This is a genomic window from Psychrobacter sp. 1U2, assembly GCF_051847575.1.
Genome location: NZ_JBPYDC010000463.1, coordinates 1 through 1,053 on the forward strand (window position 1 = coordinate 1; position 1,053 = coordinate 1,053).

Annotated in this window: 1 protein-coding gene; it reads right to left on the minus strand. The window is 40.1% G+C overall.

Going from position 1 to position 1,053, the window contains the following annotated elements; genetic code table 11:
- On the minus strand, positions 1 to 959 hold a 959-nt coding region (locus tag ACS8FD_RS16590), incomplete at its 3' end, for an ABC transporter substrate-binding protein (RefSeq protein WP_439276650.1).
- Positions 960 to 1,053: the final 94 nt, after the last annotated feature.

Sequence of the window (1,053 nt, forward strand, 5' to 3'; positions counted from 1 at the left end):
TTATCTAATAACTCAGCGGTCAGCGGTTCAGCATAGGTTTTTACATTTTTGACTTGGTTCTCAGGTGCCACTGTTTCACCGTCATAGACGACATTTGGATATATCTCTAATAGTTGTGGTCGCGCATTTTTGGTGATAATTTCGGCTATTTCCATTGCATTTTGATTGGTTTTGTTTCCTTTATCGATAACAGCGACTGATTCACTCAGCGTATAGTTGCCTTCGCTAGGATCAATATAATCAATAGGCAGACCTTCATCTTTATTCACGACAGCTTGATGACGCATACCAAAGCCAATAGGCACTTCACCTGCCATGACTTTTTTCAATGGGCCTGATCCTGATAGCTCTAAATTGGGACCAGCATTTTTACGAATACTGTTCATGATTTTTTGTCCTTCGTCATTTTCGCCATAGGCAGATGTGATGTTTTGAACAAATAACCAACCAGTCGATGAGCCATTAGGATCAACCATCGCAATTTTATTTTTGTAGACTGGATTTGCCAAATCTCTGGCACTGGTTGGTCTAGGCAGATTTTGTACAGCCATCTCTTTCGTATTTAAAATCATTGCCCCAGTAAAACTGAGAATGGGGGCATAGTAATTAGGTACTGTCACTTGAGGATTGACCTTAAACGCTAGCTCTTTAAACATCGAATGCTTTGCCTGCGCGCTCTCTAAATAAAACGAGCTCATGGTGACCAAGTCTGCCTCTGTGTTTTTACCTTCCGCCAATAAACGCCCGCCAAGCTCACCGGTGCCAAAGGATTGGAAGATATATTGACCTTCATAGCCCGCTTGATCTAATACTTCTTGGATGACTTCTACCGCTTCTTCGTCGGCGTTACTATAGATGATGACTTCCTCTATACTATTGTCCTTAGAAGCGGCTGAGCTACAGCCTACCAATGTGAATCCGAAAGCAAGACTCACCATTAACGTTTTGAATGAAAACATTATGTATCCTATATATTTTATTGAAGGTTTAATTATTAGAGATTAGTTATTAAAATTGGCTTACATAAAACTTATCGATAGATTAAACAGCCTT